The 24,645-nt window shown below is 41.9% G+C and carries 21 protein-coding genes and 1 pseudogene; 13 read left to right on the plus strand and 9 right to left on the minus strand.

What is annotated here, in order from left to right; translation table 11 throughout:
- Positions 1 to 75: 75 nt before the first annotated feature.
- Positions 76 to 606 (minus strand): hypoxanthine phosphoribosyltransferase, encoded by a 531-nt coding sequence (gene hpt / locus BUC17_RS14205; protein WP_073361362.1) that lies wholly within the window; start codon positions 604 to 606, stop codon positions 76 to 78.
- 96 nt (positions 607 to 702) lie between these two features.
- Between hpt and BUC17_RS02715 the strand changes: the two genes are divergently transcribed.
- The 6 genes from BUC17_RS02715 (at position 703) to BUC17_RS02740 (ending at position 7,645) form a co-directional block, all read left to right on the plus strand.
- The gene (locus BUC17_RS02715) at positions 703 to 1,242 is read left to right on the plus strand and encodes a hypothetical protein (protein WP_073361364.1); all 540 of its coding nucleotides are present in this window, start codon (positions 703 to 705) and stop codon (positions 1,240 to 1,242) included.
- Between the two features lie 70 nt (positions 1,243 to 1,312).
- Positions 1,313 to 2,470 carry a 5-(carboxyamino)imidazole ribonucleotide synthase gene (locus BUC17_RS02720; RefSeq protein WP_073361366.1) on the plus strand — a complete coding sequence of 386 codons (1,158 nt, stop codon included), beginning with the start codon at positions 1,313 to 1,315 and terminating at the stop codon, positions 2,468 to 2,470.
- An 86-nt stretch (positions 2,471 to 2,556) separates the two neighbouring features.
- The gene (locus BUC17_RS02725) at positions 2,557 to 3,333 is read left to right on the plus strand and encodes a TlpA family protein disulfide reductase (RefSeq protein WP_073361368.1); all 777 of its coding nucleotides are present in this window, start codon (positions 2,557 to 2,559) and stop codon (positions 3,331 to 3,333) included.
- An 85-nt stretch (positions 3,334 to 3,418) separates the two neighbouring features.
- Entirely contained in the window at positions 3,419 to 3,901 is a 483-nt protein-coding gene (gene purE, locus BUC17_RS02730; protein ID WP_073361370.1) for a 5-(carboxyamino)imidazole ribonucleotide mutase, read from the plus strand.
- Positions 3,902 to 3,991: 90 nt separating this feature from the next.
- A complete protein-coding gene (locus tag BUC17_RS02735; protein ID WP_073361372.1) occupies positions 3,992 to 6,010 on the plus strand; it encodes a M3 family metallopeptidase in 2,019 nt (672 codons plus the stop codon).
- A gap of 162 nt (positions 6,011 to 6,172) precedes the next feature.
- Positions 6,173 to 7,645, plus strand: coding sequence for a T9SS type A sorting domain-containing protein (locus BUC17_RS02740; protein ID WP_073361374.1), 1,473 nt, complete (start codon positions 6,173 to 6,175; stop codon positions 7,643 to 7,645).
- Between the two features lie 85 nt (positions 7,646 to 7,730).
- Here the strand turns inward: BUC17_RS02740 and BUC17_RS02745 are convergent, their stop codons facing one another.
- A complete protein-coding gene (locus BUC17_RS02745; RefSeq protein ID WP_143161695.1) occupies positions 7,731 to 8,405 on the minus strand; it encodes a hypothetical protein in 675 nt (224 codons plus the stop codon).
- A gap of 283 nt (positions 8,406 to 8,688) precedes the next feature.
- On the opposite strand from BUC17_RS02745, the gene gcvP reads away from it, so the two are divergent.
- Entirely contained in the window at positions 8,689 to 11,532 is a 2,844-nt protein-coding gene (gene gcvP / locus BUC17_RS02750) for an aminomethyl-transferring glycine dehydrogenase (RefSeq protein WP_073361378.1), read from the plus strand.
- A gap of 131 nt (positions 11,533 to 11,663) precedes the next feature.
- Here gcvP and BUC17_RS02755 read toward each other — a convergent pair whose 3' ends face one another.
- The 6 genes and pseudogenes from BUC17_RS02755 to BUC17_RS02775 all read right to left on the minus strand — a co-directional run bounded on the left by BUC17_RS02755 (position 11,664) and on the right by BUC17_RS02775 (position 15,624).
- Positions 11,664 to 12,053: a hypothetical protein gene (locus BUC17_RS02755; RefSeq protein ID WP_073361380.1), complete on the minus strand. Its 390-nt coding sequence runs from the start codon at positions 12,051 to 12,053 to the stop codon at positions 11,664 to 11,666.
- A gap of 10 nt (positions 12,054 to 12,063) precedes the next feature.
- Positions 12,064 to 12,453, minus strand: coding sequence for a DUF1801 domain-containing protein (locus tag BUC17_RS02760; protein ID WP_143161696.1), 390 nt, complete (start codon positions 12,451 to 12,453; stop codon positions 12,064 to 12,066).
- Positions 12,454 to 12,724: 271 nt separating this feature from the next.
- Positions 12,725 to 12,859 (minus strand): annotated as a pseudogene (locus tag BUC17_RS14050) (IS256 family transposase); the annotation flags it as partial.
- 156 nt (positions 12,860 to 13,015) lie between these two features.
- Entirely contained in the window at positions 13,016 to 13,534 is a 519-nt protein-coding gene (locus BUC17_RS02765) for a tetratricopeptide repeat protein (RefSeq protein WP_073361384.1), read from the minus strand.
- Between the two features lie 4 nt (positions 13,535 to 13,538).
- Positions 13,539 to 14,240, minus strand: a complete 702-nt coding sequence (gene prfH / locus BUC17_RS02770) for a peptide chain release factor H (RefSeq protein WP_234977675.1) — start codon at positions 14,238 to 14,240, stop codon at positions 13,539 to 13,541.
- Positions 14,233 to 15,624 carry an RtcB family protein gene (locus tag BUC17_RS02775; protein WP_073361386.1) on the minus strand — a complete coding sequence of 464 codons (1,392 nt, stop codon included), beginning with the start codon at positions 15,622 to 15,624 and terminating at the stop codon, positions 14,233 to 14,235. Before BUC17_RS02775 ends, prfH begins: the two co-directional genes overlap by 8 nt.
- A gap of 437 nt (positions 15,625 to 16,061) precedes the next feature.
- On the opposite strand from BUC17_RS02775, the gene BUC17_RS02780 reads away from it, so the two are divergent.
- From BUC17_RS02780 to BUC17_RS02800, 5 genes are read left to right on the plus strand one after another with little or no spacing between them, the layout of a single operon-like run.
- Positions 16,062 to 16,391 carry an ArsR/SmtB family transcription factor gene (locus tag BUC17_RS02780; protein ID WP_073361388.1) on the plus strand — a complete coding sequence of 110 codons (330 nt, stop codon included), beginning with the start codon at positions 16,062 to 16,064 and terminating at the stop codon, positions 16,389 to 16,391.
- 16 nt (positions 16,392 to 16,407) lie between these two features.
- Complete coding sequence (locus tag BUC17_RS02785; RefSeq protein WP_073361390.1) at positions 16,408 to 16,872, plus strand: DUF6428 family protein; 465 nt, start codon at positions 16,408 to 16,410, stop codon at positions 16,870 to 16,872.
- 11 nt (positions 16,873 to 16,883) lie between these two features.
- Positions 16,884 to 17,513, plus strand: a complete 630-nt coding sequence (locus BUC17_RS02790; protein WP_073361391.1) for a low molecular weight phosphatase family protein — start codon at positions 16,884 to 16,886, stop codon at positions 17,511 to 17,513.
- The gene (arsB, locus tag BUC17_RS02795) at positions 17,510 to 18,580 is read left to right on the plus strand and encodes an ACR3 family arsenite efflux transporter (RefSeq protein ID WP_073361393.1); all 1,071 of its coding nucleotides are present in this window, start codon (positions 17,510 to 17,512) and stop codon (positions 18,578 to 18,580) included. The genes BUC17_RS02790 and arsB overlap by 4 nt, the downstream gene beginning before the upstream one ends.
- Before the next feature lie 36 nt (positions 18,581 to 18,616).
- On the plus strand, positions 18,617 to 19,000 hold the full coding sequence (locus BUC17_RS02800; RefSeq protein ID WP_073361395.1) for a group III truncated hemoglobin: 384 nt from the start codon (positions 18,617 to 18,619) through the stop codon (positions 18,998 to 19,000).
- A gap of 42 nt (positions 19,001 to 19,042) precedes the next feature.
- Here the strand turns inward: BUC17_RS02800 and BUC17_RS02805 are convergent, their stop codons facing one another.
- The gene (locus BUC17_RS02805) at positions 19,043 to 23,305 is read right to left on the minus strand and encodes a T9SS type A sorting domain-containing protein (RefSeq protein ID WP_073361397.1); all 4,263 of its coding nucleotides are present in this window, start codon (positions 23,303 to 23,305) and stop codon (positions 19,043 to 19,045) included.
- 176 nt (positions 23,306 to 23,481) lie between these two features.
- On the opposite strand from BUC17_RS02805, the gene BUC17_RS02810 reads away from it, so the two are divergent.
- A complete protein-coding gene (locus BUC17_RS02810) occupies positions 23,482 to 24,540 on the plus strand; it encodes a 3-oxoacyl-ACP synthase III family protein (protein WP_073361399.1) in 1,059 nt (352 codons plus the stop codon).
- Positions 24,541 to 24,645: the final 105 nt, after the last annotated feature.

Genomic DNA, 24,645 nt, shown 5'->3' on the forward strand with positions numbered 1-24,645 from the left:
GAAGTTTAGGTTTTAGACTTTAGAAGTTCGACGTTAGACTTTAGAAGTTCGACGTTAGTCATTAGATTATTTAGATTATTGCGCCAGTTGGTATACATCGGGTAGATTACGACCGAGACCGTTGTAATCCAATCCATAGCCCACAATGAATTTATTGGGAATGCGGATACCGATGTAATCGATTTTTACCTCTTGCTGATATGCTTCGGGTTTGAAAAATAAGGTTGCAATTTTCAAATGCTTCACTTTTTGTTGTTTCAAAAGTTGTTTTAAAGCCACAATGGTCGTTCCCGTATCGATGATATCTTCTACGATTACCACGGTTCTTCCTTCCAGATTTTCATTCAACCCAATCAAATGTTTTACGTCATGGGTACTTTCTGTACCTTCGTAGGAACTCACTTTAAGGAAACTCACTTCACACATCCCGCGATAGGCTTTCATCAAATCACCCATCACCATAAAAGAACCGTTGAGTACTCCGATAAAAACAGGAACCTCATCAAAAAAATCATCTGCCATTTGCTTGGCCATATTTTGAATGGCAAAGTCAATTTCCTCCGAGGCAATGAAGGGTTCAAACGTTTTATCGTGTAAATGAATCATAGGTGTTGGGCTTGGGAATAAGGTGCAAATTTAACAACTAAAACCTATTAAAAATCAACTCGTTCGTAAAATTTGCAAATTTGATATATTTACGTCATGAATTCCGATGACTACTCCCAAATCGCTTCCATTAAAGCGTATCGAGCGACCCGAGATTTTTATAAAATGCGTGCTTTTGAGTCGCCCGAATTTTTGGCGCTTCTTGTGGCAGTGGGTTGCAACCCTAAAGACAAACACCATTACAAAGCGTTGTGGATTTTGGAGTTGGTGGCTGAAGAACGCATAGCCTTGCTCGCCCCATATTTGGATGAATTTTGCAATACATTGTCGCAATTGACGTTGGATCCCGCAGTGCGACCGGCTTCAAAAATTTGTTTGTTTTTGGTGACTCAAAAAGAAATTACTTTACTCCCTGTTCACGAGGAAAAAATCATTGAAGGCTGTCTCGATTTTATCTTGCGGGAGGCAAAAGTGGCGACGATAGCTTATGCGCTTCGGGCGTTGTTTCGTTTGGGGGAAAAATATCCGTGGGTTCATAATGAATTGCGATTACTGTTGTCACGCGAATGGGAGAATCCCTCGCCCGCAATGCGGTTTGTGTTAAAGGAAACGCTACATCGTTTGGCCAACCGATAACGAAGTAGTCTTGGAGGAAAGGACGTAATCAACTTCAGAAATATTATATTTGCACAAACAACACAACACTATGAATTACTTCTCTTCTGATTTCCGTTTGGGCATTTTAGGCGGAGGTCAATTGGGCAAAATGCTCCTTTCGGACACGCGAAAATTTGACATCCAAACCTTAGTTTTAGACCCCAGTGCGGAGGCTCCCTCCCGTTTTGGCTGTTCGGCTTTTTACCAAGGAAGTTTGTTGGAATACGATACGGTGTACAAATTTGGGAAAATGGTGCATGTGTTGACGATTGAAATTGAAAACGTCAATTTGGAAGCATTGGAACAATTGGAATCGGAAGGACTTCCCGTGTATCCCTCGCCAAAAACGCTTCGTCTTATTCAAAACAAGGGAAAACAGAAAGATTTCTATGTCCAACATCACATTCCAACCTCGGCGCATCAGCGATTTGTGGGATTAAACGCTTTACGTCAAGCGCTAGCCAACGACACGCTCGACTTCCCTTTTGTTTGGAAAGCAGCCACCGGCGGGTATGACGGCAACGGGGTTAAAATTTGCCGATCTGCTTTTGACTTGCGGGAACTTCCCGATGTAGAATGTGTAGCCGAAGCTATGGTCGATTTTAAAAATGAATTGGCGGTCATTGTGGCCCGTTCGGTTTCGGGAGAAATACGCACCTACCCTGTGGTGGAAATGGAATTTCATCCAGAAGCCAATCAAGTAGAATATGTGATTTGTCCTGCGCGAATTGAGGCTGATATCGCACAAAAAGCGCAAGAAGTCGCTCTAAAAGTTTCGGAAGCGTTTCAACATGTAGGTTTGTTGGCGGTGGAAATGTTTCAAACCCAGGACGACCAAATTTTGGTCAACGAAGTCGCCCCTCGCCCGCACAACTCAGGACACTACAGCATTGAAGCGAGTTATACATCGCAATTTGAAAACCATTTGCGTGCGATTTTGAATTTACCTTTGGGAAATACTGAGAGTAAAGTCGCAGGCATCATGGTCAATTTAGTCGGCGAAGAAGGCCATTCGGGTCCAGTTGTCTATGAAAACATCGAAAAAATCATGGCCATAGATGGTGTCACGCCGCATATTTATGGCAAACGCGAAACCCGTCCGTTCCGAAAAATGGGGCACGTGACGATTGTCAATGCAAATATGGCAGAAGCACGTCGAGTGGCAGAAGAAGTGAAGAATAGTATTCGGGTAATCAGTGGGCAGTGAGCAGTGTTCAGTGAGCAGTATTCAGTGGGCAGTGGGACTTTCATCTAACCAGACAACAAATCCATCGCTTTTTCGTTTAAAAATCTATGAAAAAAATTATTTGCCTATTTACTTTTCTGGTTGTTGAGATCATTTTTGCTCAAGAAAAAACCTTTATTCCTGAGGGACAAATTGCGTTGGATCGAACTACATATTTTGAATTTGTTCAAAAAAAAAGACCCAAAACCCAACTCTTCTTACCTGATGGCAAAGAAATGCCGTTGAAAAAATTGGATTCCCTGAATAAAACAATTCACGACCAACCGTTTACCACTCTTTTTTATGCCGATACTATTCAAAACAAAGCCTCTTTAGTGCTGAAATATCTTTCAAAAGAAGATGTAAAATTGCGCAATGAGCAATTTCGGAAACAGCAAAAAGACTTCGAAAAAAACCGTCGAAAGTTAATTGGCTCAACCCTTACCGAATTGTCTTTAACCGATATGGAAGGGAAAACCTATACGTTGGAGGATTTAAAAGGGAAAGCCATTTTTCTCAACTTTTGGTTCACCCAATGCAAACCCTGTATTGAAGAAATGCCCGATTTGAATAAACTGAAAGAAAAGTACAAAGACCAAAATATCGTTTTCTTTGCGGTAACGTATAATGAAAAGAAATTGATCACTGAATTTTTAAAACGAACAGAGCTGGAACTCACGATCATACCGAACGATCGCAAAACCATCGATCAATTTCACATCAACTTTTACCCCACCAACATTTTAATCGACCCGAATGGCAAAATACTGTTCATCAACGAACTCCTGGGCGGTAACGGTTTGAAGGAAATCAAAAAGTTATTGCAAAAAATGTTCCCGGAATAGACTTCCCTTGTTTTCGCCATTTGGCTAATAAATTGTACCTTCGTATCCGATCATTCAACAAATACAATTTACAATTTACAACAACATGAAAGTAGCCATCGTCATGGGAAGTAAAAGCGACTTGCCCGTTATGCAAGAAGCCATTGATATACTACAATCCTTCGGAATTTCGACTGAAGTTGATATTGTTTCGGCACATCGCACACCTGAAAAATTAGTGGATTTTAGTTCGAATGCCCACCTCCGCGGCATAAATGTTATCATAGCAGGAGCCGGTGGCGCAGCCCACTTACCCGGAATGGTCGCGTCTATGAGTCCGCTGCCCGTTATTGGCGTTCCTGTTAAATCCAGTAACTCGATTGACGGGTGGGATTCGGTACTTTCTATTTTACAAATGCCCGGTGGCGTTCCTGTGGCAACGGTGGCTTTGAATGGTGCCAAAAATGCCGGGATTCTAGCCGCCCAAATCTTAGGCAGTCAACATCCGGAAATTCTGCAAAAAATTGTCGATTACAAAAACGAATTGAAGGACGTGGTGTTGAAAGCCGCTGAGACACTAAAAGGGTAAAGAACCTCATTTAATTTAAAATTTCATAAAAATCATAACGTTATTGCTCCGTTACTGAATTCAGTTCGGACGCCTTAATTTTAGTAAAAAATGTTTACCGAAAAATTCAACACACCCTATACCGCAGCTCCTTTTCGTCAAATACAACTCGACGATTATGTACCTGCTTTTGATCAAACGATTGCCCAAGCCCGCGCTGAAGTCGATGCCATTATCACTAATCCCGAAGCACCAACTTTTGAAAACACCATCGAAGCTTTGGAGTTTTCGGGACAAGCTTTGGACCGTCTATCGTCGATTTTCTTTAATTTGAATTCGGCCGAAACCAACGACACCATGCAGCAGATTGCACAGGAAGTCTCCCCGAAACTAACGGCTTTTGGCAATGACATTGCTTTAAACGAAACCTTATTCCAACGCGTAAAAGCGGTTTATAATCAACGTGAGACTTTATCCCTTTCCCCAGAACAATTGATGTTGTTGGAAAAGAAATACAAAGGATTCAGTCGGAACGGTGCTTTGTTAAATGAAGAGAAAAAGAACCGCTTGCGTGAAATCGACACGGATTTGGCCAAACTCAAATTAACTTTTGGCGAAAATGTTTTGGCCGAAACGAACAGCTATTTCAAGCACATTACCAATGCTGAAGATTTGGCAGGTATACCCGAAGGTGCCCAAGAAGCGGCTGCCGCTTTAGCACAATCCAAAGAACTCGAAGGTTGGGTCTTTACTTTGGACTTCCCGAGTTATATGCCATTGATCACCTATGCCGACAACCGTGAGTTGCGAAAAGAGTTGGCCCTTGCCTTTGGGAAAAAAGCTTTTCAAGACAATGCCCATAACAATACCGAAATTTTGAAAAAAATTGTCGCACTGCGTCACGAACGCGCCCAATTGTTGGGGTATGAATCCCATGCGCATTTTGTTTTGGAAGAGCGTATGGCACAACATCCGGAAACAGTAAAAACGTTTTTGAATGATTTATTAGCCAAAGCCAAACCGGCTGCCCAACGTGAATTTGCGCAGTTATCGGCATTCGCCAAAGAAAAAGACGGATTGGATCATTTGGAAAAATGGGATGGTGCTTATTATTCGGAAAAATTAAAACAAGAATTGTTTGATTTGGACGACGAACTCTTGAAACCGTACTTCCCATTGGAGAAGGTTTTGCAAGGTGCTTTTACAGTAGCGGAGAAGTTGTTCGGACTCACTTTTCATGAAATCGATACGGTTGACAAATACCATCCCGACGTTCAAACCTATGAAGTACGGGGAGAGTCCAATGAATTTGTGGCCTTATTTTATGCCGATTTCTTTCCCCGTGCGGGCAAACGTCCCGGGGCGTGGATGACCTCGTTCAAACCGCAATACATTCAAAACGGTGTGAATGAACGTCCGCATGTATCGATTGTGTGCAATTTTACGCCGCCTACCCCCTCTAAACCGTCGTTGTTGACGTTTAACGAAGTAACCACGTTGTTCCATGAATTTGGACACGCGCTTCATGGCATGTTGGCGAATACCACTTACCCGAGTTTATCGGGCACTTCTGTGTATTGGGATTTTGTTGAATTACCGAGTCAGGTGATGGAAAACTGGTGTTACGAACCCGAAGCGTTGGCGTTATTTGCTCATCATTATGAAACGGGTGAAGTGATTCCGCAGTCCTATGTGGATAAAATCAAAGAAAGTGCGAGTTTCTTGGAAGGCATGGCTACAGTGCGCCAATTGAGTTTTGGATTATTGGATATGGCGTATCATGCACAAGTTCCTACTATTGACGATGTAAAAGCTTTTGAAGTGGCGGCGACACGTGACACTGCTTTATACCCAGATGTTGCAGCCAATTGTGTGAGTCCGGCCTTTTCGCATATTTTCCAAGGCGGTTATTCGTCGGGGTATTACAGTTACAAATGGGCCGAAGTTTTGGATGCCGATGCGTTTGCTTATTTCCAAGAAAAAGGAATTTTCAATAAAGAAGTAGGAACCCAGTTTAAAGAAAACATACTCTCAAAAGGCGGAACAGCCTTACCGATGGAATTGTATAAAAAGTTCCGCGGGCAAGAGCCTAAACCGGAAGCGTTATTGAAACGCGCTGGGCTATTGTAGTTATGAATTATGAGTTATGAATTTAGAGTTATGAATTTAGAGTTATGAATTTAGAGTCGTGAAAGCGGCTCTTTTTTTTAAAAAGTATGACTGCTTTAACTTTTCTGTTTCATTTTCTGAGTAAACGCTTTGTATATTTGTGGAAATCAAAATTTTACTTTTATGCGCCTGAATTTCATTATAATGCAATGTTCCCTTCGTCAGCGGTTTTGGTTAGCGCTTTTACTCATGACGGTGTGCACCTCAACTAAGGCTCAAAATAGGGAAGATAAGAGTCCTCAAGAAACAAGTGAAACGTTTTTCCTTGTTCCCGACGGCACCTCCACCAACCCCATTACCTTCACAACCGCTGGGCAGCTTACTAGCCCTGCTGGAATAGTTTACAATGTACTCAACAACGACCGCCGTATCACCAACGGGCCGTTTTGTAACAGCAATACGCCACCAACGGTGCCTTTAGCGATGAGCTCTATCACCCTTACCAGCACCTCCTCGAGCCCGTTTTTTAGTATTGATAGTAGTAATGGGAATTTACTTCCTTCCGTAGGATTTAATGGAATACCCTTGGGCAATTACACCCTAACTTACACGGTATGTGACTTGACCTTTCCGAGTATTTGCCGCACCACCCAAGTCAATATTCGGGTGGTGGCGCCCAGCCCCCGCTTATCCCAACCCGAAGCGACCAAGACAGTGCCTCAAGTGGCCAGTACCGCTACCCCTAGCTGCGATTGCTCCCCCATTATTTGCTTTAACGACCTCAACTTAAAAAATAGATTGCTTACCGACCCCTCAACTTGTGTTGACCAAGGTTTAATTAACTCTTTTCCCGTTGATGCCAATGGCGATGGTGAGATTTCGATGGCAGAAGCAGCCTTAGTGGGTGGAATAAATATAGGTCACCTTTCAGGGCCTAAATTTACCGACCTGACAGGGTTAAATTGCTTTCAAAACTTAAAGCTTCTTGTTGCCACTGATCATTTGATAACAACTTTTAATTTACCGCAATCCCTTGAAGTTATCTTATTATTTGGCAATCCATTAAATAGTTTTAATACGCAAAACTATACTCAGTTAAGAAGATTGGCTTTATCAAATACACCTGTCAGTTCGTTAAATCTAGAAAACTGTCCCTTGCTTGAAGCCCTTTTTCTCGGAAACAATCCCAACTTAACCTATTTGAACCTTAAAAATGGGTCTTCCTTACTCTATTCCGATATTGGAATGACGTCCTTCTGTTGGAATAACTTCCCGAATCTCAATACGATTTGTGTCGATGATTTTGAATTACCCGCTTTGCAGAATTATCTATTTGGGTGTAACGTCCCTACCTCAGCCATAGCGTTTCCTGCCAATTGTGGTTTAGATACAAGCGCATTTGAATCCTCGAGTCTGCTTCGCGTGAGTCCCAACCCCAGCTCGGGTATTTTTTACCTGCACACAAGTCTTGCGTTGAATACGCGCATGATTCACGTTTACAACAGTCTCGGGCAAAAAGTATATCAAACTTCGCTTCCTCCTCTAGCCGTTGGCGAGTCTATACCCATCGATTTATCGGCGCAACCCACAGGAATATTCTATATTACACTCGATACTGAAACAGCCTCCTATGCGTTGAAAGTTAGCAAACAATAAAGCAAGAACCTGTGTGTTACTTGAAAGAAAAGAGTCATGAAAGCGGCTCTTTTTGTATAGTATACACCATTGACAACAAGGATTGTCAACCTCCAAACCCATACACCAATCCCGCCCATACCATCGGAAGCGCTTCTACCCAAAAGGCTGTAAACGTTTTTGATTGGTGGGGTTGGGTTTTGTAAATGGCCCCTACGGTAAGCACCGCTATACTGATGGCCGCCCATAACTTGTGAAGGTCTTGATTTAGAAAAACGAGTACCACAAATACTACCCCCAAAAAATACCCAAATCGCTTGGTCCAAGGTATTCCAATACGTTGCGGTAACGTACGCAATTCGGCTGGATCATGAGCGCTATCGTAAATTTCAAACGGCAGCATCAGGGCGCTTACAATCACAAAGCGAGAAATGCTCTCCAAAACCAAGAGATTCATAGGTTGCTTGCCATATAAAAAAGGAACCAAAACGGTAAAATACGTTACAGTTCCACTCACCCAAAATAGTTTAAGCCATCCCCATTTTCGGAGCCATGGGTAAAGTACTACAAAACCAAAACCAACGACTAGGCTTTCTTGAATCTCGGTTGGTAACATAAAAAAAAACAAGAGAAAAAAGAGGCTCGCCATTAGAGTTATGGCAAAAATAAACCGATGCAAGAAGAGCCTTGGAATTTGAAAATACCAAATTTTTATATACTTCAATCCATTATAAACTACAAGAGTCCCTAGAACCATTAATCCAATATACTTTTGATTCATGGGCAGATGCTGTTGCTTGTATGTTATTAGAGTTAAACAGCCCACGGCGAGCGCAACATGAAAAGAAGCGTTCAAGTATAAGGTGATAATTGTTCTCCATAAAACCATATTTCAAAAGTAAAGTATCTTGTTAATAACCCCGCTTTTGGTTGAAAAATTCTAAAAATATTAGCAACTGTGCGCTATTAACATAAAAGGATAATAAGTACTTTTGTTAGCGATTTTAAAAATCGAAAAAACAACACACAACATACAACAAACTGACGCTTTATTCCACTACGCAATGAGAACAGATTTATTTGCATCCCGGCACATTGGTCCACGTGAATCCGACTTGAACCTTATGTACCAAACCATCGGTGTAGCCGACATGGACCAACTGATTTACGAAACTTTACCGGATGAAATTCGATTAAAGCAACCGTTAGCGTTGGAACCTGCACTTTCCGAACATGAGTATTTGAACCATATTACGGCTTTAGGTAAAAAAAATAAGGTATTTCAATCGTATATCGGATTGGGATACCACCCCACTGTGATTCCTGCGGTAATTCAACGTAATATTTTTGAAAATCCAGGATGGTATACGGCTTACACGCCTTACCAAGCAGAGATTGCACAAGGTCGTTTAGAGGCTATTTTGAATTTCCAAACCATGGTTATCGAACTTTCGGGAATGGAAATCGCCAATGCTTCATTGCTCGATGAAGGGACAGCAGCAGCCGAAGCTATGGCGCTCTTATTTGATGTGCGTACCCGCGATCAGAAGAAAAATAATGCGCACAAATTCTTTGTTTCCGAAGATATCCTTCCCCAAACCTTATCGGTTTTACAAACCCGTTCAACCCCTATTGGCATTGAATTGGTCGTAGGAAATCACGAAACCGCAACACTTGATGCGGAGTATTTTGGGGCTATTTTACAATATCCTGGAAAATACGGCCAAATCAACGACTACACGGCTTTTGTGGCGCAAGCCAAAGCTTTGGACATTAAAGTTGCCGTTGCAGCCGATATCTTGTCACTTGCTGTACTAACGCCTCCCGGAGAATGGGGTGCTGATGTAGTGGTGGGAACAACCCAGCGTTTTGGTATTCCTATGGGATATGGCGGACCGCATGCTGGATTTTTTGCTACGAAAGAAGAATACAAACGTTCGATGCCCGGACGTATCATTGGGGTAACCATTGACACGAATGGCAACCGTGCTTTGCGCATGGCTTTGCAAACGCGTGAGCAACATATTAAACGTGAAAAAGCGACCTCCAATATTTGTACCGCTCAGGTATTGTTGGCAGTTATGGCTGGGATGTATGCCGTATTCCACGGACCCAAAGGGTTACAATACATCGCGCATAAAGTTCACGCTTCTGCAGTAACCTTAACCGACGCCTTGAATCAGTTGGGTGTGTATCAAACCAACACCGCCTTCTTTGACACTATCGTGGTGAAAGCGGATGCTGCAAAAGTTCGCCCAATCGCAGAACAACACGAAATCAACTTCTATTATATTGACGGTGAAACTATTTCGATTGCCCTCAATGAAACGACATCCGTGGCGCATTTGAACCAAATCGTTCAGGTTTTTGCTACAGCACTTGGAAAATCTCCAGTGACCATTACCGAACTTAGCGCACAAACCCAAATCCCTGCTTCCTTCGAACGTCAATCTGCGTTCTTACAGCATGAGGTGTTCAACAGCTACCACTCGGAGAGTCAGTTGATGCGCTATATTAAAAAATTAGAACGCAAAGATTTATCCCTAAACCACTCGATGATTTCCTTGGGTTCGTGTACCATGAAACTGAATGCGGCAGCTGAAATGCTTCCGTTATCGCAATCCCAATGGAACAGCATTCACCCTTTTGCACCGCTCGACCAAGCGGAAGGGTATCAAATCATGTTGAAAAAACTGGAACATCAATTGAATGTAGTTACCGGTTTTGCGGGAACAACGTTACAACCCAATTCAGGAGCACAAGGAGAATACGCTGGATTGATGGCCATTCGCGCCTACCATTTATCGCGTGGCGACCATCACCGTACAGTGTGTTTGATTCCGTCTTCTGCGCACGGAACGAATCCCGCTTCTGCGGCGATGGCTGGAATGGAGATCATTGTGACCAAAACCACTCCCGAAGGAAATATCGACGTAGAAGATTTGCGTGCTCGTGCCATCGAAAACAAAGACCGTTTGTCGGCTTTGATGGTGACGTATCCTTCTACACATGGAGTGTTTGAAAGTTCGATTATCGAAATTACCAATATTATTCATGAAAATGGCGGTTTGGTCTATATGGATGGCGCCAACATGAATGCCCAAGTAGGTTTAACCAATCCAGCGACCATTGGAGCGGATGTGTGCCACTTGAACTTACACAAAACCTTCTCCATTCCTCACGGCGGTGGTGGTCCTGGTGTGGGTCCTATTTGTGTGAATGAAAAATTGGTGCCGTTTTTACCTACGAATCCAATTATCCCAACGGGTGGTGATCAAGCGATTACCGCTATTTCAGCAGCACCTTTCGGATCGGCTTTGGTGTGTTTAATCTCGTATGGCTACATCATGATGATGGGATCGGAAGGATTGACCAATGCCACAAAATATGCCATTTTGAATGCTAATTATATGAAGGCCCGTTTGGAAAGCCACTACCCTGTTTTGTATTCAGGCGAATGTGGACGTGCCGCTCACGAGATGATTTTGGATTGTCGTGAGTTCAAACAAAAAGGCATTGAAGTTACCGATATCGCCAAACGTTTGATGGATTATGGTTTCCATGCCCCTACGGTTTCTTTCCCTGTTGCAGGAACCTTAATGGTGGAACCAACAGAATCAGAAGATTTAGCTGAATTGGATCGTTTTTGTGATGCCATGATTGCCATTCGTAAAGAAATTGAAGCCGCTTCTGCTGAGGAACCGAACAATGTTTTGAAAAATGCTCCACACACTTTAGCTATGCTAACGGCTAACGATTGGAACTTCCCGTATACGCGAGAAGCAGCAGCATTCCCCTTAGAGTATTTGCATGACAACAAATTCTGGCCTAGCGTTCGCCGTGTAGATGATGCGTATGGCGACCGTAATTTGGTTTGTTCATGTGCACCGATTGAGGCGTATATGTAGGTGGAGTGACTAGTGACTAGTAATTAGTGACTAGTGACTAGTGACTAGTGACTAGTGATTAGTGACTAGTGATTAGTGATTAGTTTTAAAACTTTATAAAATAAAAAAACCGCTTTTAACGAGCGGTTTTTTTATGGGTTTATTCTCGATTGTAAGGCATCAAAATAAGCTTTCATTTCCAGTTGGGCCGTTTTGTCGATTTCATTCGTATCAATTACTAGGGTGGTATGCTTTGCTTTGATGGTATAATCCCCTGCAAAATATTTTAGCGATAGAATTTCATTTACAGGAATGATCTTTTTATGAAAAAAACCGAAGTATTCGATAGACTCAGACTGGAGTTTGACCAAAATCTTGTTTTTGGAATAAAAATACTGCCCAACATAAAGCACTCCTATACCTGATAAGCCCGCAAGGTAGGAACTCCCATCTGTAAAAAATGAAGTAAAACCGAGAGCGATATACCCTATTCCGAGGTATAACGAACGCTTTAAATAACGTTGATTGAGAAGAATATTCATTGTTTTTACCTTATTTTATACGTACCAACACTCCCTTTCGTTTCACCAAATTTTTATAATCCCATTGAATCATTTGTGCCTTTTGCAACCAACGCTCGAGTGCAAGGGCATCGATTTGCGAAACATCTGTATAAAAAATAGAAGCATCCTTACATTTTTCTCCTTGAACATTTAAATCGGGTTCGTCAAAATCTTGCCCACTCCAAAACATTAACCGAATATCGCGTTTCTGTTTACTGTACCCCACAATCGGATTCCCTTCCATAAACCAAACGGGATGCGCGTGCCATAGATTGGATTCAGCTTTTGGCAAACCATCGTGAATAATCTTTGCTAATAACGTACAAATAGACTGTTCCTGAAGATTTAACTGAAGAGTATAGCAATCTATTGACTGCATAATTTAAATTTCTTAACTGCTTTTAAGTACTAATTTTCACAATTTATAATGACTAAAATTAAGTAATTTCTTCCATTTAATTGGAGTACTGCTATTCATTTACGCTATAAATAAGTGTATTCGCTTTATTAATCAAAAAGCAACAATGAAAAGTAAAATTGTAGCATGCGCCTTACTTTGTTATTCCATGGTATCGGCTCAATGGACTCCGAAAGTTAAATTATCTGAAGAAATATCAAAAACACTAATTTTCTAAAAACGAAGCGAGCTTTAAATGGGCAACTAACTCACCATTAAGGATAGCTTCCAATCCACGTTTTTGGAGTTTTGCAAGAAAACCATTAAGGTCTTCTCCTATTTTGAATTGCTTCAAAAATTCATCGGTTAATAAATCTTCTTTTTTCATAAGTCAGTGTAATGTGTTAAAATAATGGGGTTTAAAACCCCATTATTTTTAAACTTACACAGTTGGTGAGATACTACCTTTTCATTCCCTATTATTTTAAAAACATCACTTTAACGAGTAATTAATATAGGTCAAGGGGCTTACCTCCAAGGAATGTTACTTCTTCTTATTCTTTCCTTTTTTCATTGGCTTTTCTTTTGCTAAAGATTGCTTTGTCTTTATACGTTGTTTTAATCGCTCTATTTCACTTTCATTATTAGTAACAGAGGCAAGTGTAAGTTTTTTAATACCTTCCATAGCTGCTTTCCAATCACCTCTCACTTCCATCAAGTGAACATAACGCAACAAAATAGTATACCGATTTATCCCTTTTAAAGTGAGTGCAAATGAAATTAAACGTTCTGCCTCATCCCATTCATTATATAAAATTAATGCATCAATAAAATAGGGATACACAGCCACAGCACCTACATCTGAAGCTAATGCTTCTTGAAAATAGCTAATTGCTTGTTCATAATTCTCTAATTGTTCACTATAAACGCGTCCATACAAACAAAGGGCTGTAACATTGGTTTTGTCATAGGCCAAAGCATAATCCAATGACTCAATGGTTTCCATCAAGGAATAAGGATAATTATCTAAGGCTTGAAATGTATAATGATCTACCGTTTTCATTCTTTTACGTTTTTAATTTTTTGCTCAACACGCACTTTAAACCGTTGTGTTGGCTTTTAAATTCTGATTTTTTTCGTTCCGGTTTAAAATCACTCCCCGTAAATGTGCGCACCGGATTCCCACGTACTACTCGGGTTTGGTTGAGCCATTGATCGTTTAGTTGGTTACAAAGTTGCGCTGCTTGATGACTGCTTATTTTTGCTTTTAATCGCTCCGTTGCCACTTTCTTATTTTGATGTTGCGAACGAAAATCCATGGCAACTACACTGAGACCTGTTGGCAAATGAGTGGCTCGAATAGCCGAACTTACTTTGTTCACATGTTGTCCTCCAGCACCTGAACTTCGAATGGCTTGATAGTGAATATCACCATCAAAGACACTTTGGTTTTGTAATGGGTGCATTGTAAAAACACCAACAAACCAGTTCTTCCTTTTGTGCATTTTGCGAAAAGTACTTTGACCTATCCATTGAATAGTCCCTTCCCATGATGCTACAAACTCTACAACTAAAGAACCTTTTAGTAGAATAGATGCGGTACGAACTGTTCCATTTAAAGTTCCCGAAACATGTTGTACTACTTCTGCATCTATCCCTTGTTCCTGCGCCTCTTTTAAAAGCTGCTTAACAACTTGGGCGGCTACCCAAGTACATTCTTCTGGTCCACGTCCAGCGGTTATTTGAACTATTCGCTCCATATTATCCATCCATTCGGACTATTTTAGGTTGAAACATTCCTCGAACATCCACCAAATCGGATTGCAGTGCCATGACCTTATGAATGTCTTTATAAGCCATTGGTGCTTCATCAATTCCACCGCCAATTAATCGCACCTCTTTTTGTTTTATAGCTTTTAAAAATTCATGTCTCGTGAGTGTAGCTTTACATTTTGACCGCGAAAGTACGCGCCCTGCTCCATGTGAAGCAGACTGTAATGCTCCAGCATTTCCTTTGCCTTGAACTAAAAATCCAGGGGCAGTCATAGAGCCCGGAATAATTCCCCATTGATTACGCGCTGCGGGGGTTGCTCCTTTTCGGTGAACAATAACCTCACGTTCTTCATACCTTTCTTTCCAAGCTAGATTATGATGATTGGAAATCGTAAAAATTGCTTTCTCACCTAAAGCTTTTGAAATTCTGTAATGAATATCTTCATGACAAGCTGTTGCATATTCTGCAGCTACTTGCATTGCCCTCCAATAATCTTGACCCTCAGAATGACTTAAATCTAACCAAGCTAAATGTTGAACTTGTTTCGGCAACTTACATAAAGACTGAGCTATTGCAGTATAATGTTGGGCCACATGGGCTCCCAAGGAACGCGAACCACTGTGTGACAATAAAGCAAAATAATCCCCTGGTGGAATCCCATTTTCAGAAATTCCTTCAGGTAAACGCATCGAACCCAACTCAACAAAATGATTCCCCCCTCCAGAAGTCCCCAATTGTAAATAGGCTTTGCTTTTTAATTTTTTCAAAATTGGAATTTCACTAAAAGCAACATGATTAAAAATTACATGATCTCCTTTACTTACATGGACTTCTTTCATCCCAAAACAAGTATGTTTACGCAACAAGGCGACCATTTGATCTTCTCTTCCCTTTGCAAAATCTCCTGGCAAATTGAATAGAGTTAAATGCATACTGCACCCAATATCTACGCCAACTCCATAAGGAATCACTGCATTATGAGTAGCTAATACTCCACCTATTGGCAATCCATAACCTGCATGTGCATCAGGCATTAAAGCACCAGAAACCGCAATGGGCAAACGCAAAGCATCATACAACTGATTTTTTGCTAAAGCATCAATTTCATTGGCTCCAAAAATCGAAAAAGGAGCTGGAGCATTCAACAAACTATACGTTCGCTGCGCTAATGAATTTTCAAAATTTTGAACTAAAAAATGCCAAGTTGGATCATTTTTAAATCGATCCGGTTGTTGCAATACACTTTTAGCTTCTGCCAGTAGTATTTCTTTTTTTTCGTGGCGACGGTTACGCCCGACATAACCTAAAACTTTTTGTATTGCAGTATCGTTGGGAAACCCTAATTTTATAAGGTCTCTCCCGTTTAATTTATTTCCCATAAAAAATGTAACTTAATTGTGGACTTGATGTCCTAAAAATAATTTTCCCTTTAAGGGTTCGGGAAAGCAGTCTGTCAAAAAAAATCAACAAAAAAGCCCGATTAACTTCGGGCTTCGGTATAACAGACTTTCTTGAGAAGTTACTAGGATACTACGAAACCACGAAGCGACATTACAACCACTTCTTGTGGTGTAAAGTTCAAAGTGTCTAAGCTGTACTTTAACATTTCTTCGTGTTTTTAAATGGTTTAACGCTGCAAAGATTTGAACATTTTTTTTAAAACTCCAAATTTTAATTCGATTTTTTTTTTCTAAGTATTTCGTTTTTAAACCGCTATACTACGTATAGGTTTTTTTTAAATTAAAAAAATATAAGAAAATAATTCGCACTATTCTATTTTATCGTAATATTGCAATATAATTATAAATTAAGAACAATGGGGGTTACTAAAACTGAACATTTCACCGAGGCACAAAATGCTACTGCCCTTCAACTAAAAGCTTTAGCACATCCGGCACGCGTTGCCATTATGGAGTATTTATGCGAAGTTAATTCTTGTATTTGTGGCGACATTGTCAACGAATTACCCTTATCTCAACCGACGATTTCTCAACATTTGAAAGAATTGAAAAACGCTGGACTCATCAAAGGAACGGTTGAAGGAACCGCCATTTGCTATTGTATTGATGAAAATGGGATCGCACAATTACAATCCTACTTCAATCAATTTGCCACACGTCTACACGACAAAAAACAATGTTGTTAACTAAAAACACCTACTTATGAAACTAGCTGCTTTACAAAACGAATTAAAATCGCTCTCAAGTATTCAATTTCAATTGCCTAATGGACAATGGGTACCGGAGCATTTTCACATAACCGAAGCGGGCCTTACCACCAAACGCTTTATCGATTGTGGCGGCACTTTTCGCACCGAAAAAACAATTAATATGCAAGTTTGGGTCGCTGAAGATGTGGATCACCGACTGACTCCTACGAAACTTTTGGGGATTTTGAAAAAAGCGGAACCCTTGTACCAAGAGGAAGATTTGGAGGTTGAAGTCGAATACCAAGAAAGTACTATCAGTCGCTATGGTTTGACTTTTGAGAATGGTGTTTTTCGTTTCGAACCCAAATTCACAGATTGCTTAGCTAAAGACCATTGCGGAATTCCAGAAAATCAGATGCCCCAAAAGAAAGAAACTTCAACAACGACTTCTTGCACTCCTGGAGGAGGTTGTTGTTAATTTTTTGACAGATGAAAAACGAACTTTTTCCCGACTTACGCCACTACCTCGAAGCGAGTGATTTTGAGCGTCTAACCCCAGAACGGTTGTCATTGCTTGAACCTATAATCGCTTTTGGACGCGAGGAATGGGCCGCTGGACGTTCTCTTGTATTGAATTGCATTTGTACCCACAATTCACGGCGCAGCCACCTTACACAGGTTTGGGCGCAAGCCGCAGCCGATTATTATGGCATTCCGCTCACTGCCTATTCGGGAGGGACGGAGGCTACTGCGCTTTATCCTGCCATTCTCGAAACACTGCAAGCTGCTGGATTTCATTGCCAGACCTTGGCGAAAGGAGAGAATCCAATTTACGCCCTCCGCACAGGTCCAAACACCATCCCCATTATTGGATTTTCAAAACGGTACGAGCACACGTTCAATCCCCAAACTGGATTTATCGCTTTGATGACTTGTTCGAGTGCCGACGAAGGTTGTCCTATTGTACTTGGTGCAAAAGCCCGTTTTCCACTTCGCTATATCGATCCGAAACAAGCCGACGGAACTCCAGAACAAGCAGCAGTGTATGCCGAGCGTTGCCGACAAATTGCCACTGAAATGATGTATGTAATGTCTCAAATTCAAAAACAACTACGATGAGTGCCCAAAATTGTACCCCAGTTGTCAACCGAAAACGGCTATCCTTTTTAGACCGTTACCTAACCCTTTGGATTTTTTTAGCCATGGCTTTAGGAGTCAGTTTGGGACATTTTTACCCTTCTGTAAGTGAGGATATACAAAACTTATCCCACGGCACGACCAATATTCCTTTGGCTATTGGATTGATTCTCATGATGTATCCTCCCTTGGCTAAAGTGAATTACAATAAAATGAGACCCGTTTTTAGGAATACCAAAGTACTTTCGGCTTCCTTAATTCTGAATTGGATTGTAGGGCCTATCCTTATGTTTGCTTTGGCGTTGTTATTGCTTCCAGATTACCCAGAATACCGAAACGGATTGATATTAATTGGCTTGGCGCGATGTATCGCCATGGTGGTTGTTTGGAATGATTTGGCCGAAGGAGACCGCGAATACGGCGCCGGACTCATTGCTTTGAACAGTATTTTTCAAGTCCTATTTTACAGCGTCTATGCCTATCTCTTTTTAGGCGTTTTACCACCCTATTTTGGATTACCCGGGATTGAAGTAGATTTATCCATAGGTGTCATCGCTGAAAGTGTCGGTATTTATTTGGGAATTCCATTTTTACTTGGTATAACTTCACGCTATGTTTTGATCCATCAAAAAGGGGAAACTTGGTTTCAAGAACGGTTTGTTCCGTTGATATCACCCTTTACTTTAATTGCCTTGTTAGCAACAATTGTATTGATGTTTAGTTTAAAAGGGCAACTCATTCTTGAAATTCCATGGGATGTTGTGCGTATTGCGGTTCCATTGGTGCTGTATTTTGCCATCATGTTTGTGCTCAGTTTTATCATAGGCCGCTACTTTGGTGCCAACTATGCCCAATCGACAGCGGTGGCTTTCACGGCAACGGGTAACAATTTTGAATTGGCGATTGCGGTTGCCATTGGCGTATTTGGATTACACAGTGGTGAAGCTTTTGCGGGTGTCATCGGGCCTTTGGTTGAAGTCCCCGCCCTCATAGCCCTAGTCCAACTGGCCTTTTGGTTTCGAAAAAAAGGTGCAACAACCGAATCCTAAGGATTGCTATATTTGTCAGCTTAAAACTAAATTCCCGTGACCGACTTACAAACCCAAGAGGATATTTATGTAATTGTAGATGCCTTTTATAAAAAGCTTTTTGCCGACGCGCGAATCAGTTATATTTTCACCGAAGTAATACCCGTACATGAAAAACTAGAAGAACATTTACAAATACTAGTACGCTTTTGGTCGCAAGCCTTACTTGGCACTGGGGGTTATTTCAATAATCTTACCCAAATTCACATGGAGGTTGATACCCTTTCGGCCTTGACCAAGGAACATTTTGACATTTGGTTGAACCATTTTGAAGCGGCGATTAATGAAAATTTTGAAGGATTCAATTGTGAACGCATGAAGAATATGGCACACAATTTATCGACGATAATGCAAATCAAAATCAAACAAAAAAGAGGGTAGCCTAAACAGTCACCCTCTTTTTTTATAACTATACCTTACGGTTTACTTTTTCACAAAAGGTCGCACTACCGATTGCGTATCGTCGCTTAAACGAATCCAATACGAACCTTGGGGTAAGTTGGACACATCAAGCGAGGCCGCCGTTAAAACCCCTTGTCGTACCGTTTGCCCTAATGCATTGACAATTGTATACGAGTTGAAATCTACAGGAGTAGTCCATGTCAACTCGGTTTGCACCGGATTGGGATACAAACGCAAATCAGCAAGAGCGATTTCAGCAACATTCAAGGCATTATTATACACACAAACCACAAAATTAGCCGCTGTGGTAAGCGTGGCGTTGACATTAAACACGCGAATCAAATAGGTTGTACCTACCGTCAGATTAGTTAGATTCACAATCTCAGTAGCACTTGTTCCTGCTTGACTCATACAATTGATTACCGTACCAGAGCAAGAGGCTTCATACACTTGGAACCCGTGATTCACACTATTACCCCCTGTCAATTGAACTGTCATTGTCGATAAGGGAGCTACAAACGAATACCAAACATCTTGCGAAGCCACTGCCGCACAAGTGGGAGCCGGCGGTTCAATCGTTGCTCCAGCAAAAGACACTACGGGACCATTACAAGCATTGGAAGGCGTAAGTGGTGTGGCATTGGCACAAGCATCGTTAGTAGGTTGCGGAAAACTCTGTACACAAATGGTAAATCCATTGGTAATTACGCCACTTGTTGCAGAAGCCACTCGGACAAAGTAGACGGTTCCAGGCACGAAAATAGAATTCAAATACACCTCTGAAGCTCCATTGCCTCCAGTGTTGACACAAGCTAACGCAGTTCCCGTACAACTTCCTTCAAATAATTCTAACACTATATTGAAATTGTTGACTGGGTTTACCGTAATGCTAGTAGTGGCATTGTTGGCCGTAAATTGATACCAAACATCTTGGGTTGAAGCCGTTACACAACTGGGTATAGTACCTGTAGCCGTAGCGCCGTTAAACGTTCCTGACGTCAACACACAAGAAGTTCCAGGGGTTAGTACTTGAGCTGAGGCACAAGCATCATTATTCGGCTGAGGATAATTTTGCACACAAATCACAAAATTTAAGGTAGACAATGCAGCGGCTGTATTCAGAACCCTCACAAAATAGGTGGTTCCCACAACAAAATTGGTATTTACATAAAATTCAGCCACACTACTGCCCGTCTGATTTTGACAAGCCACTAAAGCTCCTGTACACGATTCGGCGTAAATCTCAAAAGCAACATTAAGGTTGGTATTGGGTCCAACGGAAACACTCATCGTAGGGGCTGTTGCGGTAAACTGGAACCACAAGTCTTGCCCAGCATTGGGCGCACAAGTGGGCACACCACCGTTTAGGGTACTTCCTGCAAAAGTAGCTGAAGTTGCCACACAGGTTTCGGCAGGAGTTAACACCAAGGCATTGGCACATGTATTATTTGCGGGTGTTGGATAATTTTGAACACATATGGTAAATCCAGCAGTATTAATTGAAGCCGTCGCCGAAAGTACACGAACAAAATACACTGTGCCTACTGTAAAGTTACTATTCAAAAAGTTCTCCGAGGCCCCAGAGCCACCATTGTTGAAACAACCCAAAAGCGTTCCCGAACAACTTCCGCTGTACACTTCAAAAGCGACATTGAGATTATTTTGAGGGGTTACGGTTATTTCCATCGTTGGGTCGGTTGCTGTAAATTGATACCAAACGTCATGCGGACTGGAAGTCACACAAGCAGGTACTGATCCCGAAATCAAGGCGCCGCTCATTGTGCCTGAAGTTGGATTACATAAACTCGCAGGCGTTAGGACTTGCGCATTGGCACAAACATCATTTGCCGGTTGGGGATAGTTTTGCACACAAATAATAAAATTTAATGTACTCAGCGAAGCACTAACATTAAAAACGCGAACAAAATAAGTGGTTCCTACTACAAAATTAGTATTCACAAAAAACTCCGAAACACCCGTACTTGTCTGACTCACACAGGCTATAGACGTTCCTGTACATGATCCTGTAAAAATTTCGAATCCAACATTTAAATTTGAATTCGGACCCACTGAAACACTCATCGTGGGATCGGTAGCTGTAAACTGGTACCACACATCTTGAGAGGCGGTATTGGCACATGCAGGAGCCGCTGTGGATATAGTCGCTCCGTTAAATGACCCAGAGGTGCCGGTACACGTTGGAGACGGTGTCAAGGTAATTGCATTAGCACACAAGTCATTGGGCTGTGTCGGAATATTTTGCACGCAAATGGTAAATCCACCTGTTACCAAAGAGGCGCTCGAATGCAATACACGAATAAAATAAGTGGTACCTACGACAAAATTATTGGCTAATAACGTTTCTGTAGAACCTGCACCGAACTGTCCGATACAGGAAAATACCGTACCCGAACAACTGCCTGAATACACTTCAAAGGCAACGTTTAAATTGTTATTTGGCACTACAGTAATACGGTTGCTCGTGTCGGTGGCTGTAAAACTATACCACACATCTTGTTGCGATGCTGAAGCACAAGTTGGCGCCGCTGTTGTACGACTCGATCCGCTAAAAGTTCCCGAAATAGCATTACAAGTTAGCGCCGGCGTTAAGGTTACTGCATTGGCACATTCGTCATTGGCGGGTGTGGGGTAATTTTGCACACAGATCGTAAACGAGTTGGTCGCCAAGCCTGCACTCGCATTTAAAACTCGTACAAAATAGGTATTGCCTACTACAAAGTTATTATTCAAATACGATTCGGTTGAACCTACACCAAACTGACTGATACAAGCGACTGAAGTACCGGTACAGCTGCCGTCCAACACATCAAAAGCAACGTTGACATTCCCATTGGGCACCACCGTAATACTCATGGTAGGGTCGGTGGCTACAAAACGATACCACACATCTTGCGAAGCGGTGTTGGCACAAGTTGGCGCTGCTGTTGTACGACTCGATCCGCTAAAAGTTCCCGAAGTAGCATTGCAAGTTAGCGCTGGCGTTAAGGTTACCGCATTGGCACATTCGTCATTGGCGGGTGTGGGGTAATTTTGCACACAGATCGTAAACGAGTTAGTCGCCAAACCTGCACTCGCATTCAATACCCTTACAAAATAGGTATTGCCGACTACAAAGTTATTGTTGAAATACGATTCGGTTGAACCCGCTCCAAGCTGACTGATACAGGCGACTGAAGTACCGGTACAGCTGCCGTCCAAGACATCAAAAGCAACGTTGACATTCCCATTGGGCACCACCGTAATACTCATGGTGGGGTCGGTGGCCACAAAACGGTACCATACATCTTGCGAAGCGGTGTTGGCACAAGTTGGCGCTGCTGTCGTACGACTCGATCCGCTGAAGGTACCCGAAGTAGCATTACAGGTTAGCGCTGGCGTTAAGGTCACTGCATTGGCACATTCGTCATTGGCGGGTGTGGGGTAATTTTGCACACAGATCGTAAACGAGTTGGTCGCCAAGCCTACACTTGCATTCAATACCCGCACAAAATAGGTATTGCCGACTACAAAGTTATTGTTGAAATACGATTCGGTTGAACCCGATCCAAACTGACTGATACAAGCGACTGAAGTACCGGTACAGCTGCCGTCCAAGACATCAAAAGCAACGTTAACATTCCCATTGGGCACCACCGTAACACTCATCGTTGGGTCGGTGGCTACAAAACGGTACCATACATCTTGCGAAGCAGTATTGGCACAAGTTGGCGCCGCTGTTGTTCGACTCGATCCGCTGAAAGTTCCCGAAGTAGCATTACAGGTTTGTGCTGGCGTTAAGGTTACCGCATTGGCACACTCGTCGTTAGCCGGGGGAGCAAACTGTTGCACACAAATGGTAAATCCAGCGGTAGAAGTCCCACTACTCGCATTCATGACACGCACAAAATAGGTAGTCCCTATAGTAAAAATATTTCCAAAATAAGATTCCGTGGAGCCTCCTCCAAACTGTCCAATACAAACTACAGAGGTTCCGGTGCAATTGGCCTCCAATACTTCAAAAGCCACATTGAGGCCGCCTGCTGGGGCAACGGTGATACTCATTGTCGCTTGTGTAGCGGTAAAACGGTACCATACATCTTGCGAAGCGGTGGTGGCGCAATTAGGTTGCGGTGTGGTACGGGTAGCACCGTTAAACGAACCTGAAACCGCATTACAAGTGTTGGCAGGTGTAAGTTCGATCGCGTTGGCACATTCATCATTTTGTGACCAACCGCTTACGATTCCTAGAAAAAGGACAAAAAATAAGCGTAAAGTTCTTTCCATTTTTTCAATTTTTGACAAAAATAATGCATCTATAGTAAATTTAACTGCCTGATTTTAGGTAAAATGTTAATAGGGGGTATAAAAAATTTTAATTTAATAATTTTATAAAGAAAGGGTAACATCTTAGGGTAGAACTCCGTTTCATTTCGTACTTTCGGGTTCAAAAATTGAAACTCATGGCAATAAAAATTACGGGGTCTGGATGTTATATTCCTACTGAAACAGTCACCAACTTGGATTTCGCCCGCCACCAATTTCTCAACGAAGATGGCACACCTTTTCCTTATTCGAACGAAGTGGTAGCTGAGAAATTTTTGGAAATAACAGGGATTCAAGAACGGCGGTATGCTTCCAATGATTTGTTGACCTCAGATATTGCCACTATTGCGGCCCAACGGGCTATTGCCGATGCAGGTATCGACCCTGAAACCCTAGATTACATTATTTTTGCGCACAATTTTGGCAACGTTAAAAAAGGCGCCATACAAACCGACATTCTACCCAGTTTGGCTACGCGTGTGAAATATGATTTAAAAATCAAGAATCCGAAATGTGTAGCTTACGATATTCTTTTTGGTTGCCCCGGTTGGGTGGAAGGCGTAATTCAAGCCTATGCCTTTATTAAAGCGGGTATGGCCAAAAAATGTTTGGTGATTGGCGCCGAAACTTTATCCCGTGTAGTTGATATTCACGATCGGGATTCGATGATTTATTCCGATGGGGCAGGCGCTACGATTATTGAAGAAACCAAAGAATCGGGCGGAATCTTGGCGCATGAAACGGCTACGTTTGCCCACGATGAAGCGTATTATTTATATTTTGGCAATTCCTTCAACAAAGACCATGATCCCGATGTGCGGTATATCAAAATGTACGGACGTAAGATTTATGAATTTGCCTTGAGTAATGTCCCCAAAGCTATGGCCGCTTGTTTGGAGAAAAGTGGTCTAGATATTAGTCAGGTTAAAAAAGTGTTGATTCATCAAGCCAATGAAAAGATGGACGAAGCAATCATTCATCGCTTTTTCAAACTTTACAAACAATCACCCCCTGAAGGTGTCATGCCTATGAGTATTCACAAATTGGGGAATAGTAGCGTAGCGACCGTACCTACGTTATTTGACTTGTTAGTAAAGGGGCAGATTGAAAATCAAGAATTACATCCAGGCGATATAGTGATTTTTGCTTCTGTGGGTGCCGGCATGAACATCAATGCAATTATTTACCAATTGTAATCCAACTGCTCCGAAAAGCTAACTTAGTTCCACCACCAATAATATCCTATAGCAAATAGTGAAGCGTACAACACCAATAAGGTGATTTCCAAACGGTATTTTGTA

The organism is Flavobacterium fontis, from assembly GCF_900129405.1.
Classification (GTDB): domain Bacteria; phylum Bacteroidota; class Bacteroidia; order Flavobacteriales; family Flavobacteriaceae; genus Flavobacterium; species Flavobacterium fontis.